Below are 14,653 nucleotides of genomic sequence, written 5' to 3'. Positions count from 1 at the left end.
CGGCTTGCCATGGACAATAACGAATTCGACGTCATCATCGTGGGCACGGGCGCCAGCGGCGCCACGCTGGCCCGGGACTTGAGCCGGCGCGGCGTGAAGGTGCTGCTGCTGGAGCGCGGGGCGCAGCGGCCGCTGTCGGAGAAGCTGTCCGCCATCGCCGCCATCGCCCGGGAGTTCCCGGTGGCCGCGGGCATGAAAGCGACGACCGCATACACCGTCGGCGGCGCGACCAGCATCTACTTCGGCGTCTGCAAGCTGCCGACGGCCGAGACCTTCGACAAGCTGGGCATCGACCTCACGCGCGAGCTGGACGAGGCGCGCCGTCGACTACCGATCGCCGAGGTGTCGGACGACTTCCTGCCGCCGCAGTCGCTCGTCGTGCGCGACAGCGCGCGTGCGCTGGGCTATCCGATGAAGACGCATCCGATGCTGATCGACCCGTCGCAGTGCCCGCAGGGGCGTTATGCGTACGAGGCCAAGTGGAAGGCCGCGACGTTCGTCGACGAGGCGGTGGCGGGCGGCGCCATGCTGGCCACCCGGGCCAGGGTGGCCAGGGTCATCGTCGAGGACGGGCGCGCCGTCGGCGTCGAATATTTCCACAAGCAGGGCGGCGGCATGCGCAAGGCCTACGGCAAGAAGATCGTGCTGTGCGCGGGTTCGCCGGCCACGCCGAAGCTGTTGATCGACGCCGGCATCGACGACGTCGGCAGCCGCGGCTTCTTCTGCAAGCCGGCGTTCATGGTGTTCGGCAGCGTGCCGGGCCTGGCGGGCCGCGACGCCTTCCTCGGGATGACGGAGTGCGACCTCGGGAACGGCGTCACCCTGGGCGACGGCGCGATGACGGCGTCGCTGTTCAAGCTCTTCATGCTGTCCAACCTGAAGCCGACCCGCCTGTTCGCGCACGCGAGCACCGTGTCCGTGGCAGTCGCCTTGAACGACACGCTGGGCGGGCGCATCGACGCGAACGGCAATTACAGCAAGCGTCTGTTGCCGGCCGAATTGGACAAGCTGGCGGCGGCCGAAGGGATCGCCCGCAAGATCCTGGAGTACGCGGGCGCCCGCCGCCTGTTCCGTTCCAAGTACGTGGCCGGCACGCCGGGCGGCGTGCTGTGGATCGGCGAACACCTCGACCGCGACCTGCAGACCCGCATCCCGAATCTGTACGTGTGCGACCAGTCGCTGGTGCCCGACGTGACGATCACGCCGCTGGTCCTGCTGGTGTGCCTGGCCGGCCGGCTGGCGAACCATCTGGCGGACGCGCTGCAGCCACGTGTCGCTGCCGCGGTGGCGCCATCCGACACCGTCACGGCCTAAGAACCTGTCCCGGTAGGGTGGGCACCCTGTGCCCACCGTGCGTTACTGCGACGCATACGTTTGGTGGGCACAGGGGTGCCCACCCTACTGGATTCCAGGCCCGGCTAACCAGTACATCAGGAGAACGAAAGCAGATGAAAAAAATATTGCGAAAATTGTTCGGCGCAGTGCGCCGGTGGTTCGTGCCCGGCACGCTGGCGCTGCTGGTACTCGGCGGCGTCGCGCACCTGGCGTGGAAGGCGTCCGGCTCGGGGCAATGGCAGAAGGTCCGCGACGAGGACGGCGTCCAGGTCTACACGCTGAAGGAACCCGGCGCCACCTTGCTCAAGTTCCGCGCCACGACGCGCGTGAAAACGAGCCTGGCGAGTTCCGTGTTCCTGTTCCGCGGCGACGAATCGACGAACGACGACTTCGGCGGCCAGCACTTCCGCATCTTCGACCGCATCGAAAACCCGTCCGTGTACCGCGCCTACTTCAAGGTCGAGCAGCCGATGCCGCCGCCGTTCGGCACCAAGGAACTCGTGTGCCTGCTCAACTACGCGCAGGACCCGAAGACGAAGGAGGTGCTGATCAACGTGCAGGCGGCGCCCAGCAAGATTCCGCCGACACCCGGCACCACGCGCGTCACCCACTTGAACAATATGTTCCGCCTGACGCCGCTGCCTGGCGGCGAGGTGCAGTGGGAAGTGACGGGCGACGTGGACATGGGCCTGTTCTATCCGCTGGCGAATCTCGCGATGCCGGCGTTCATGTTCCAGGGCATCCGCGACCAGCGCAAGCTCGTCTTGAAGGACAAATACCAGAAAGTCAGCCTGGTCTCGGTGCGTGAACTGTAAGCCGCGGCCCATTCGGAAGGGAACGATGAAATGAACGATGCAAGCGTCAAGGAACAGGGGCGATTCCGGCGATTCGCCAGGCGTGGGGGCAAATGGGTGCTCGGCCTGGTCGCCGTGCTGGTCGTGGCCCACGTCGCGTGGGTCGGCTCGGGATCGAGCCGGTGGCGGCTGGTCAGCGACAAGGACGGCATCCGCGTGTGGAGCATGAAGACGCCGGGCTACAGCCTGTTGAAATACAAGGTCGAGATGCACCTGGACGCCAGGCTGTCCGACATCGTGTACTACATGAGCAACCTGAATACCGGCTACGACGTCGGCGCGTCCGACATCCGGCGGCTGGAGCAGGTCACGGCCGATCCGATGTTCTATGCGTACGACACCTACAAGCTGGACCTGAAGCCGTTCGGCAAGCTGGACGTCATGATCGTGAACGAATACGTGCAGGACCCGGTCACGAAGAAGGTCGACATCAACGTCTACGCGGCGCCCAACAAGCGCGCCCCCGATCCGGGCATCCCGCGCGTGGTGCACCTCAGCGACAATTTCACGCTCACGCCGCTGGAGACGGGCGGCGTCGACCTGCAACTGCTGTCCGAAATGGACCTGGGGCTGCCGTACGTCGTGCAGAACCTCGTGATGCCTGGTGTGGCGCATGACGAGTCGGCAAAGATGCGCGCCATGCTCAAGAAGGACAAGTACCGGAACGGCAAGCCGCTGTTCATCACGGAGCTGCACGAACAACGCCAGCTCGCCCGCAACTGACTTCGCAAGGACAGACGCATGAGTGTCTCGATGAACGACGATGACGTGGCGCGCCAGGCCACCGATGACGATGTGCCCCGGCTGGTCGAGCTGGAGACGGCGTGCGCGCCGGCCGGCCGGGCCACGCGCCAGCAGATCCGCGCCCGCCTGAAAAAATACGCGGCCGGCCAGCTCGTCGTCGAACACGACGGCCGGGTGATGGGGGTCCTCTACACCCAGCGCATCGCGGGCACGGACGCGCTGGCGGGCCGCGGCGCGGCCGACGTCCAGCGGCCGCACGATCCCGCGGGGCCGGTGGTGCAACTGCTGGCGCTGCACGTCGACCCGCAGGCGCCGGCCGGTACCGCCGACGCGCTGCTTGCGCGGGTGCTGGACATCTGTTTGCGCGCGCCGGACGTGGAACGTGTCGTCGGCATCGTCCGGGAAGACGACGTCGCGTGGCACGTGGCGCACGGCGCCGTCGTCCTCGACCCGGCGTCCTCCGGCCGGCCGGCGGACGCCGGTCCCGGCGTGCTGGTCGCCTACGCCACCCGCAGCCACCTGTTCGTGCTGTCCGCGGCCAGCGCGGAACGTCTCGACGCCTATGCGGCGAAGGTCGCGCAATGGCTCGCGTCGCCGCCGCCCGGGATCACGCTGGCGGACGCCATCCACACCTGGCAGGCGGCGCGCACGCCGATGAAGGCGCGCCTGGCCATCGTCGTGACCGGGCTGGACGACCTGCGGTACAAGTTGCAGCGCTGGCTCGTGCGCGACGCCGCCGCCGGCACGTGGTCGGGCGTGGCCAGGCTCGCCGCAGGCGAGGCCGCGGCCGCGCAGGCGCGGGTCGCCCAGGCCTCTGCCAACGCGGACTGGGCGCAGCTGGGCGCGTTGTGGGCGTCCGGCTGCGACGTCGATTGGCGCGCCGTGCGCGCCGCGGATACGGCGCCGCCGCGCCGCGTCAGCCTGCCGACCTATCCGTTCGCGCGCGAACGCCACTGGATCGACGAGGCGGCGGAGGAGACTGTCGCGGCTCCGGAAACGAGCGCGCCCGATGCCGCGCCGGCGCCCGTCGACGCGGCCGCGCACCTGTTCGTCAGCCCCGTCTGGGAACCGGCGCCGGCGTCCAGCTGCGGCGACGCCGGACCGGTGCCGCCGCTCGGCGCGCATCACGTGGCGCTGTGCGAGATGGCCGACGTCAACGCCGGGCAGCTCGCGGCGCTGCTGGACGGCGCCCACTGCGCGCACCTGCTGCAGGCGCCGCCGGCGGGAATCGGCGAACGCTATGCCGCCTACGCGCTGGCATGTTTCGAGAAGGTGAAGGCAATCCTCGCCGCGCAGCCGCGCGAACGCGTGCTGCTGCAGCTGCTGGTGTCCAACCAGCCGGAACCCGCGCTGCTGGCTGGCCTGTCCGGCCTGCTCAAGAGCGCGTCCGACGAGAATCCGCATTTCGTCGGCCAGATCGTACTCACCAACGGACGGGCGCCGGCCACGCTCGCCGAGCGGCTGCGCTTCGAGCGCGAACGGCTCGACAACGCGGTGGTCCTGTACGTGCGCGGCGCGCGGCATGTGTTGCGGTGGCGTCCCGCCGCCGGCGCCGCGGCGGATGCGGGTGTCGCGTTCAAGGACGGCGGCGTGTACCTGATCACCGGAGGGCTCGGCGGCCTGGGCGTCCTGTTCGCCCGCGAGATTCTCTCTCTCGCGCGCCGGGCCAGGATCGTCCTGACGGGCCGCGCGGAACTGGCAGGCGCCAAGGCGCAGGCGTTCGAGCGGCTCGCGCAGCAGGCGGCCCGGGACGAGGATGCCGTCGTCGAGTACCGCCGGCTGGATCTCGACGACCATGACCAGGTGGCGCGGCTCGTGGCCGGCATCGTCGAGCGGCATGGACAGCTGGACGGCGTGCTGCACTGCGCCGGCATGGCCAGCGACAGCCTGGTCGTGAACAAGACCTCCGACGAATTCATGCAGGTGCTGGCGCCGAAGGTGCGCGGCACGCTCAACCTGGACGACGCCACGCGCGACGCGGCACTCGATTGGTTCGTGCTGTTCGCGTCGGCCGCAGGGGTGTTCGGCAACGCGGGGCAGGCCGATTACGCCGCGGCCAACGGTTTCCTGGACCAGTTCGCGGTGTACCGCAACCGGCTGGTGGACGGCAAGGAGCGCCGGGGCCACACGCTCGCGCTGGACTGGCCCCTCTGGCAGGACGGCGGCATGGCGATCGCCGCCCCGGTGCTGGCGAGCCTGCACCGCACCACGGGCCTCACGCCGCTGTCGACCGCGACGGGACTGCGCATCTTCCATGCGAGCCTGGCGGCCAGGTGCGGCCAGGCGATGGTGCTGGAAGGCGACGGCGACAGGATCCGGGCGATGGTCGCCAACGCGCCGCTGACGGCACGCGTGCATGCGGCGCGCCGCGCGCAACCGGCGGTGGACGCGGGCCGGCTCAAGGACGCGACGCTGCAGCAGATGCGCCGGCTGTTCGCCGACACGACCAAGCGCGCCGCCGCGAAGATCGATGCCGACGAGGAGCTGGCGGTGTACGGCATCGACTCCATCATCATCGGCAACCTCAATCTCGCGCTGGCCAAGGTGTTCGGCGAGATCCCCAAGACGCTGTTCTTCGAATTCAAGACGCTGGCCGAGGTCGCGGACTATTTCGTGCGCGCGTGCCCGGCCGAATGCGCCGCCTGGACGGGGCTGGACGGGCAGGAGGCCGCACCGGCTATCGAGCCCGCCGCGCCGCAGCCCGCCGCGCCGGCCATCCGCGCGTCCGCGCCCGCCGGCCGCGCGCTCGCGCCCGGCGCCGCCGAGCAGGAGCCGATCGCGATCATCGGCATCAGCGGCATCTACCCGCAGGCGGCGGACCTCGACGCGTTCTGGGCCAACCTGCAGGCGGGACGCGACTGCATCGGCGAGATCCCCGCCGACCGCTGGGCGCTGGACGGCTTCTACGAACCCGACGTGGAGCGTGCGGTCGAGCAGGGCAAGAGTTACAGCAAGTGGGGCGGCTTCATCGAGCAGTTTGCCGACTTCGACCCGCTGTTCTTCAACATCTCGCCGCGCGAGGCCATGAACATGGACCCGCAGGAGCGCCTGTTTCTGCAGGAATGCTGGCGCGCGCTGGAGGACGCGGGCTATACCCGCGCCGACCTGAAACATAAATACGGCCGCCGCGTGGGCGTCTTCGCCGGCATCACCAAGCCGGGCTACAACCTCTATGCGCTGCACGCCCCGCAAGCGGGCGAGCCGTTCCTGCCTTACACGTCGTTCAGCTCCGCCGCCAACCGCATCTCCTACTTCTTCGACATCACCGGGCCGAGCATGCCGGTGGATACCATGTGCTCGTCCTCGCTCGTCGCGATCCACGAAGCCTGCGAGCATATCCGGCGCGGCGACTGCGAGCTGGCGTTCGCCGGCGGCGTGAACCTGTACCTGCATCCGTACACGTACAAGTGGTTGTGCTCGCACCGCATGCTGTCGCGCGACGGCGCCTGCCGCAGCTTCGGCGTCGGCAGCAACGGCTTCGTGCCGGGCGAGGGCGTGGGCACCGTGCTGCTCAAGCCTCTTTCGCGCGCACTCGCGGACCGGGATCACATCCACGGCGTGATCCTGGCCACGCACGTGAACCACGGCGGCAGGACCAACGGCTACACGGTGCCGAGTCCCAAGGCGCAGGCGGACCTGATCCGCGCGGCGATCGACAAGGCCGGCATCAAGGCGGCCGACGTCGGCTACGTCGAGGCGCACGGCACCGGCACGGCGCTGGGCGATCCGATCGAAATCGCGGGTCTGCAGCAGGCGTTCGCGGCGGACGGCGTCGCGCCGGGCGCGTGCCGGATCGGCTCCGCCAAATCGAATATCGGCCACCTGGAAGCCGCCGCCGGCATCGCGGGCCTGACCAAGGTGCTGCTGCAGATGAAGCACCAGCAACTGGCGCCCAGCCTGCACGCGGACGTGCTCAACCCGAACATCGCGTTCGACCGCACCCCGTTCCGCGTCAACACGCGCCTCGCCGCCTGGGACGCGCCGGCGGGCGGCCACCGCGTCGCCGGCATCTCGTCGTTCGGCGCCGCGGGCGCGAACGCGCACGTGCTGGTGCAGGAAGCGCCCGCGACCGGCCCGGCGTGCGATGCGCCGGTCGCCGAACCCGCCGTCGTCGTGCTGTCCGCCCGCAGCGCCGACCAGCTCGGGCAGCGCGCCCGCGACCTGCTGCGCTTCATCCGCGGCGCCGACCGGCCCCTCGACCTGGCCGCGCTGGCCTACACGCTGCAGGTGGGCCGGGAAGCCATGGCGCACCGCCTGTGCATGCTGGCCGGCTCGGTCGGCGAGGTGGCGGACAAGCTCCAGGCCTGGCTCGACGGCGCCACGGACGTCGCAGAGCTGTACCAGGGCCAGGCGGCGGACGGCGACGACGGCCTGCAGTTGTTCGGCGGCGACGAGGACTTCCGCGAGACGCTGGATAAATGGCTCGCGCGCCGCAAGTTCGCGAACCTGGCCGACGTGTGGGCGCGCGGCATCGACGTCGACTGGGACAAGCTGTACGGCCCGATCCACCCGCCGCGCCTCGCGCTGCCCACGTATCCGTTCGAGAAGACCCGGCTGTGGGTCGACGCCGTCGTCGCGACGGGCCATGCGCGCACGGCCGGCGCCGCCGTGCTGCACCCGCTGGTGCACGCGAACGTCTCCGATTTCGCCGGCCAGCGCTACCGGTCGGTCCTCGAAGGCGACGAGGCCTTCCTGCGCGACCACCGGGTGCGCGGCGCGAAGATCCTGCCGGCTGTGGCCTATCTCGAAATGGCGAGAATGGCGATGACGCTGGCGGCGGGCGAACCGGCGCCGGGCACGGTGCTGGAGCTGCGCAACACGGCGTGGCCGGCGCCGCTGGCGGTGGACGGACCGACCGAGGTCGGCATCGCCCTGCATCCGGGGCCGGACGGGCAGGCGGACTTCGAGATCCGCGCCGGCGCGTCCGCGCAGGTGCTGCATTGCCAGGGCCAGGCCGCGTTCGTGCGCGCCACACCCGCTGCACGCCTCGACCTGGACGCGCTCAAGGCCGCGCTGAACGGCGGCCGCGAAGACGGCGCCGCCATCTACGACGACTTCCGCGCCATGGGCGTGGACTTCGGCGCCGCCCACCGCGCGGTCGAAACGGTGTGGCTCGGGCGCGGCGAGCTGCTGGCCAAGCTGGCGCTGCCGGATGCCGTGCGCCACGACGCGGGCCGCTACGGCCTGCATCCGAGCCTGATGGACGGGGCGCTGCAGGCGTCCATGAGCCTGATGGACGATGCGATACGCCTGTCGCGCCAGCCGTTCCTGCCGTTCGCGCTGGACGTGTTGCGCGTGTTCGCGCCGTGCACCGGCGAGATGTATGCGTGGCTGCGGCGCGCGCCCGGCGCGGCGGACGGCGCGGGCCTGGTCAGGTTCGACGTCGACCTGGTCGACCGCGACGGCGCACTCTGCGCGCAGATGCACGGGTTCACGTCGCGCGTCCTGGACGAAGAGGGCGCGCGGCCCGAGCCCGGCGCGCGGGCCCAATTGCACAGCCTCGCGCCGGTCTGGACCCGCGTGACGCCGCCCGCACCGGCCGCACCGGCGCGGGTGCTGCTGGCGGGCGGCGACGATGCCACGCTCGCCTGGCTGCGCGCGGCGTACCCGGATGCGCGCCGGATCGATCTGGCGGAGCAGACCGGCGTCGCGGCGCTCGCCGCCCGGCTGGACGAGCAGCCGTTCGACCACCTCCTGTGGGTCGCCCCCGCGCTCGAACCGGGCGCGGACGGCATCGCGGCGGCGCAGGAGGCTGGCGTGCTCGCCGTGTTCCGGCTCGCCAAGGCCCTGCTCGCGCTGGATTACGCGCACCAAGCGCTGCGCTGGACGCTGGTGGCGCGGGGCACGGAGGCGGTGACGCCGGGCGACGCCGTCGCGCCGGCACACGCGGGCATCGTCGGCCTGGCCGGAAGCCTCGGTAACGAATATCCGGACTGGGAGATCGGCGTGCTCGACGTCGACGACCTCGCCGCGGTTGCGCCCGGCCGCTGCCTGGCCTGGGCCGGCAACGGCCGCGAAGGCGTGCTGGCACTGCGCGGCGGCGAGTGGTTCCGGCGCGACCTGGCGCGCGTCGCCGCGATGCCCGAGCCGGCGGCGCCTTACCGCCAGCGCGGCGTGTACGTGGTGGTCGGCGGCGCGGGCGGCATCGGCCAGGCGTGGAGCCGCTTCATGATCGAGCAGTACGACGCGCGGCTGGTCTGGATCGGCCGCCGTCCGCTCGACGCGGACATCCAGGCGGCCATCGAGACGCTCGGCCGCTGCGGCACCGCGCCGCTCTATATTGCCGCCGACGCCGCGGACCTCGCCGCGCTCGCTGCCGCGCGCGACCGCATCCTGCAGACGTACCCGGCGATCCACGGCATCGTGCATTCGGCCATCGACCTGCAGGACCAGAGTGTCGCGCTGATGGACGAAGCGATGTTCCGCGCGAGCCTGGCGGCCAAGCTGGACGTGAGCGTCAACCTCGACGCCGTCTTCGGCGGCCTGGATCTCGACTGCATGCTGTTCTTCTCGTCGCTCATTTCGTTCACGACCGGCGCCGGGCAATCGAACTACGCGGCCGGCTGCACGTTCAAGGACAGCTTCGCGCGCGCCATCGAAGCGCGGCGTCCTTACCCGGTCAAGGTGATGAACTGGGGCTACTGGGGCAACGTCGGAGTCGTCGCCGACGACTTCCACAACGAACGCATGGCGCGGATGGGGATCGCATCGATCGAGGCCCCTGAGGCGATGGAGGCGCTGCAGCGCTTCGCCGGCTCCGCCTGGCCGCAGATGGCCGTCGTCAAGACGCTGGACCCTGCCGTGATCGATGCCCTCGCGCCGGCGGACACCGTCGCCTGCCATCCCGCGCATGGCCCGGCCCTGCTGCCGCGGGTGGCGGACGCGGTGCGCGCCGCGTGCGCGGCGCGTCCGGCCGCGCAACTGCGGCAGGACCTGCTCGGCGAGCGGACGCGCGCGATGGCCGGGGACATCCTCGCCTCGACGCTCGCGAGCCTCGGCGCGCAAGGGGCGTCCGGGGTGGACGCCCGCTGGCTCGCGGCGAGCGAACGCCATGTGCGCGAGCACGCATGCCGCGTGATGCCGCTGGCCGAAGCGTGGGCGGCATGGGAGGTCGGCAAGCGGGGCTGGCTGGTCAACCCGAACCTGAACGCGCAGATCGCGCTGCTGGAAACCTGCCTGCGCGCGCTGCCGGACATCCTGGCGGGCCGGCGCCGCGCCACCGACGTCATGTTCCCCGATTCGTCGATGGCCCTCGTGGAAGGCGTGTACAAGGGCCATGCGCTGGCCGACCACGCCAACGACGTGCTGGGCGCCGCGCTGTGCGCCGGCATCGAACGCCGCCTGGCGGCCGACCAGGGCGCGCGCATCCGGATCCTGGAGATCGGCGCGGGCACCGGCGGCACGACCGCGCGCATCCTGCCGGCCCTCCAGCGCTTTGCCGGCGCGATCGACGAATACTGCTATACCGACCTGTCGAAGGCGTTCCTGATGCACGCGGAGGAGCACTACCGGCCGCGGCTCGCGAGCCTGCGCACGGCGCTGTTCGACGTGTCGCAGCCGCTGGCGGCGCAGGGCATGGCGCCGGACCGCTACGACTTCGTGCTCGCCACGAACGTGCTGCACGCGACGCGCGACATCCGCGAGACGCTGCGCAACGCGAAGGCGCTGCTGCACCGCCACGGCGTCCTGTTCGTCAACGAAATGTGCGGCTGGTCGCTGTTCAGTCACCTGACCTTCGGCCTGCTGGAAGGCTGGTGGCTGTACGAGGACGAGGCGCTGCGCCTGGCGGGCAGCCCGGGACTGGCGCCGGCAAGCTGGCAAGCGGCGCTGGAGCAGGAAGGGTTCGAGGCCGTGTCGTTCCTCGCGGACGATGTGCACGAACTGGGCCAGCAGGTCATCGCGGCGAGCAGCGACGGGCAGGTGCGGCAGCGCATCGCGGCCTCGCCGGCGCAGGATGCCGGGGCCGTGGCTGCGGCCGTGCCGGCACCGGCGGCGGGCGGCGACGTGCGTCCCGCCGCGTCGCTGCGCGAGCAATGCATCGCCTACCTGCAGGGCGTCGTGGCGTCCACCCTGAAGATGGAGGTCGCACAGGTCGCGCCCGGCCGTCCCCTGACGGATTTCGGTCTGGATTCCATTCTCGTCGTCGGCCTGACCAACCAGTTGCGCAAGGTCTTCCCCGGCGTCGCCAGCACGCTGTTCTTCGAAGTGCGCAACGTGGCGGCCCTGGCCGACCATCTGCTGGAACACAAGCGAGAGCACGTGGAGGCGCTGTTCGGCGCGGCGAGCGCGCGGGCGCCGGCGCCCGCGCAGGCGCCCGTCCGTCCGATCCGCACGGCGCCCGCGGCCGCCGGCGGCATCTTTGATGTGGCGATCATCGGCGTCAGCGGGCGCTATCCGGAGGCGCCCGACCTCGATGCGTTCTGGCGCAACCTCGCGGACGGGCGCAATTGCGTGACCGAGATCCCGTCCGACCGCTGGGACTGGAAAGCCTGGTTCGATCCGGAGAAGGGCAAGCACGGCAAGACCTACACGCGGTGGGGCGGCTTCCTGCGCGACATCGATTGCTTCGATCCGCTGTTCTTCCGGATCTCGCCGAAGGAAGCGAAGCTGATGGACCCGCAGGAGCGGCTGTTCCTGGAGACGTGCTATCACGCGATCGAGGACGCCGGCTACACGCCGGACACGCTGGGCGCGCCGGACCGGATCGGCGTGTTCGCCGGCGTGATGAACGCCCGCTACAACCCGCAGCCGCTGTACTACTCGATCGCGAACCGGGTGTCGTTCGTGCTGAACTTCCAGGGCCCGTCGATGGCGGTCGACACCGCATGCTCGTCGTCGCTGACGGCGATCCACCTGGCGCTCGAGAGCCTGTACAGCGGCCTGTCCGAATGCGCGATCGCCGGCGGCGTGAACCTGATCGTCGATCCGGTCCACTACCTGGAACTGTCGTCCCTCACGATGCTGTCGGAGGGCCGCGAGTGCAAATCGTTCGGCGCCGGCGCCGACGGCTTCGTCGACGCGGAAGGCGTGGGCGCCGTCATCCTCAAGCCGCTCGCCGCGGCGGAACGGGACGGCGACCATATCTACGGCGTCATCAAGGCCAGCGCCGTCAACGCGGGCGGCCGGACCAACGGCTACACGGTGCCCAATCCGGTGGCCCAGGCGGCAGTCGTCGCCAAGGCGCTGGAGCGCGCAAGGGTGGACGCGGCGGACATCGGCTACATCGAGGCGCACGGCACCGGCACGGCGCTGGGCGATCCGATCGAGATCGCCGGCCTCACGCGCGCGTTCGAGCGCTTTACGCGCGAGCGCCAGTTCTGCGCGATCGGCTCGCTCAAGTCGAACATCGGCCACTGCGAATCGGCCGCCGGCATCGCCGCGCTGACCAAGGTGCTGCTGCAGATGAAGCACGGGAAGCTGGTGCCGTCGCTGCATGCGGACGTCGGCAACCCGGAGATCGACTTCGCCGCCACGCCGTTCCGGCTCCAGCGCAGCCTGCAGGACTGGCCGCGCCCGCGCCGCGCCGCCGGCGGCGCGCACGGCGCGCACGGTGAGATGCCGCGCATGGCCGGCATCTCCTCGTTCGGGGCGGGCGGCGCCAACGCGCACCTGGTCGTGCAGGAATACGTCGGCACGGCGCCGCAACGGATGGCGCCCGGTCCCGTCGTCGTGCCGCTTTCCGCCCGCACGGCGGAGCAGCTGGCGCTCAAGGCGCGCAGCCTGCTCGACTTCGTGCGCCGCACCGGCCCCGATCTCGCCGACGTGGCGTACACGCTCCAGGTGGGCCGCGAAGCGCTGGAAGAGCGCATGGCCGTGGTGGCCGCGACGCCCGCGGAGCTGGAGGAGCGCATCCACGCCTGCCTGCGCGGCGACGCGGCGGGCGGCGGTGCGTGGCGCGGCCGGGTCAAGCGCGGGCACGAGGCGGCGGGGCCAGTGGCCGACGCGAGCGCCGCCGGCCTCGCCGAGGCCTGGACCCGCGGCGCCGCGGTGGACTGGCAGCGGCTCCACGAGGGCGGCCGGCCACGCCGCATCAGCCTTCCCGTCTATCCGTTCGCGCGCGAGCGCTACTGGCGCGCGCGGACGGACCTCGCGCAGCCTCGGGCGACGCGCGACGTGCTGCATCCGCTCCTGCACCGCAACGTGTCGGACATCCGCCAGCAGCGCTACCGCTCCGACTTTACCGGCGGCGAGTTCTTCGTGACGCAGCTCGGCGACGCGCGGGTGGTGCCGCCGCTGGCGTACCTCGAGATGGCGCGCGCCGCCGTGGATGACGCGCGCAGGAGCGTGCCCGCGGCGATCCGCGCGCGGCAGGCGCTGGAACTGTCCGGCGTCGCCTGGGCCGAGCCGATGACCATCGAACCCGGCCGCCAGCTCCACGTCGCCCTGTTCGCGCAGGACGACGACCGGCTGGGTGTCGAAATCTACAGCGCTGGCGACGGGTTGGACGAGATCATCCATTGCCAGGGCCAGGCGTGCTTTGCCGCCGTGCCGGCGCCCGCACCGGTCGACCTGGCGCGGCTGTCGGCACGGATGCGCGCCGGGTCCGGCGGCCTGTATCGCGGCGACGGCGAACTGCTGGCCGAGCTGGCCCTGCCCGCCGCGCTTGCGGCCGACCCGGAGGCGGCAAGCGCGGACCTGGTCCTGCATCCGGCCGTGCTGGACGCTGCGCTGCGGGCTGCCGCCGGGCTGCTCGATCCCGGCGTCGAAGCCGTGCTTCCGTGGTCGCTCGAATCGCTGAACGTCCTGGGGACTTGCACCACCGGCATGTTTGCCTGGGTGCGCCGCGCCGGCGCGAGGCTGGACATCGACCTGTGCGACCGGCACGGCACGGTCTGCGTGCAACTGCGCGGCCTTGCCCACGGATGCGAAACGCCGGCACCCGCGCCGGCACCGGCGGCCGCGGCGGACGGCGCCATCGTGCTGGCGGCACCGGCCGCGCCCGGATTCGCGCCGGCGGCGCCGGCCGGGGTCCCGCGGATCTCGCTCTCGATGGACTGATCCGCGGCGTTCCCGCTGCTTCCACCTCAAGCGCGAAGGACAGGTCGATGAAAAACAAAGCTGACTGGCTGCTCCCGGCGGCGCTGCTCGTCCTCAACGCCATTCCGTTCGCGGCCAGCGTGCGGCGGCTGCTGGAACTCGGCATGGGGGCCGCGGTCACGCCGGACAACGCGCGCTTCCTGGCCGCGCCGACGCCGACCGTGCTGCACCTGCTGTGCGCGAGCGCGTTCGGCATCGTGGGCGCGTTCCAGTTCGTGCCGCAGTTTCGGCGGCGCCGGCCCGGCTGGCACCGGGCGGCGGGACGCGTGCTCACGGCGTTCGGCCTCGTGGCCGCGCTGTCCGGCCTGTGGATGACGGTGTTCTTCCCCCGCGTCGCGGGCGACGGCGCGCTGCTCGACGTGTTCCGGCTGGTGTTCGGCTGCGCGATGGCGCTGTGCATGGTCCTGGGGTTCGTGGCGATCCGGCGCCGGGACGTCGCGAACCACCGCGCCTGGATGGCCCGCGGCTACGCGATCGGCATCGGCGCGGGCACCCAGGTCGTCGTGCACATCCCGTGGCTCCTGTTGGGCGGCAAGCCCGGCACGCTCGCCCGCGCGCTGCTGCTGGGCGCCGGCTGGGCGATCAATCTCGCCGTCGCCGAATGGTTCATCCGCCGCCACCGCGCGCCCGTCGCGCGGCGCGCGGCCGTCCCCGAAACACAACGCATCCAATAACGATATCCC

General features: G+C 71.3%; 5 protein-coding genes. All 5 read left to right on the top strand.

From position 1 onward, the window contains the following. Positions 1-9: 9 nt before the first annotated feature. The 5 genes from ISF28_RS22800 (at position 10) to ISF28_RS22780 (ending at position 14,644) form a co-directional block, all read left to right on the top strand. A complete protein-coding gene (locus ISF28_RS22800; protein ID WP_198119465.1) occupies positions 10-1,314 on the top strand; it encodes an FAD-dependent oxidoreductase in 1,305 nt (434 codons plus the stop codon). Between the two features lie 134 nt (positions 1,315-1,448). Beyond that, positions 1,449-2,150, top strand: coding sequence for an SRPBCC family protein (locus tag ISF28_RS22795; protein ID WP_198119464.1), 702 nt, complete (start codon positions 1,449-1,451; stop codon positions 2,148-2,150). A 30-nt stretch (positions 2,151-2,180) separates the two neighbouring features. After that, positions 2,181-2,912 carry an SRPBCC family protein gene (locus tag ISF28_RS22790; RefSeq protein WP_198119463.1) on the top strand — a complete coding sequence of 244 codons (732 nt, stop codon included), beginning with the start codon at positions 2,181-2,183 and terminating at the stop codon, positions 2,910-2,912. 18 nt (positions 2,913-2,930) lie between these two features. Then, on the top strand, positions 2,931-13,931 hold the full coding sequence (locus ISF28_RS22785) for an SDR family NAD(P)-dependent oxidoreductase (RefSeq protein WP_198119462.1): 11,001 nt from the start codon (positions 2,931-2,933) through the stop codon (positions 13,929-13,931). Positions 13,932-13,978: 47 nt separating this feature from the next. Beyond that, on the top strand, positions 13,979-14,644 hold the full coding sequence (locus ISF28_RS22780) for a DUF2306 domain-containing protein (protein WP_198119461.1): 666 nt from the start codon (positions 13,979-13,981) through the stop codon (positions 14,642-14,644). Positions 14,645-14,653: the final 9 nt, after the last annotated feature.

This window comes from Massilia rhizosphaerae (assembly GCF_016093545.1).
In the GTDB taxonomy this organism is placed as follows: Bacteria; Pseudomonadota; Gammaproteobacteria; order Burkholderiales; family Burkholderiaceae_D; genus Telluria; species Telluria rhizosphaerae.
Note: the sequence above shows the minus strand (reverse complement) of the source record. Positions and strands in the feature narration are given on the sequence as shown.

What these genes read in the sequence shown, in the direction of transcription:
- ISF28_RS22795 (WP_198119464.1), top strand. Translation starts at nt 1,449, where the DNA reads ATGAAAAAAATATTGCGAAAATTGTTCGGCGCAGTGCGCCGGTGGTTC.
- ISF28_RS22785 (WP_198119462.1), top strand. Translation starts at nt 2,931, where the DNA reads ATGAGTGTCTCGATGAACGACGATGACGTGGCGCGCCAGGCCACCGAT.
- ISF28_RS22800 (WP_198119465.1), top strand. Translation starts at nt 10, where the DNA reads ATGGACAATAACGAATTCGACGTCATCATCGTGGGCACGGGCGCCAGC.
- ISF28_RS22790 (WP_198119463.1), top strand. Translation starts at nt 2,181, where the DNA reads ATGAACGATGCAAGCGTCAAGGAACAGGGGCGATTCCGGCGATTCGCC.
- ISF28_RS22780 (WP_198119461.1), top strand. Translation starts at nt 13,979, where the DNA reads ATGAAAAACAAAGCTGACTGGCTGCTCCCGGCGGCGCTGCTCGTCCTC.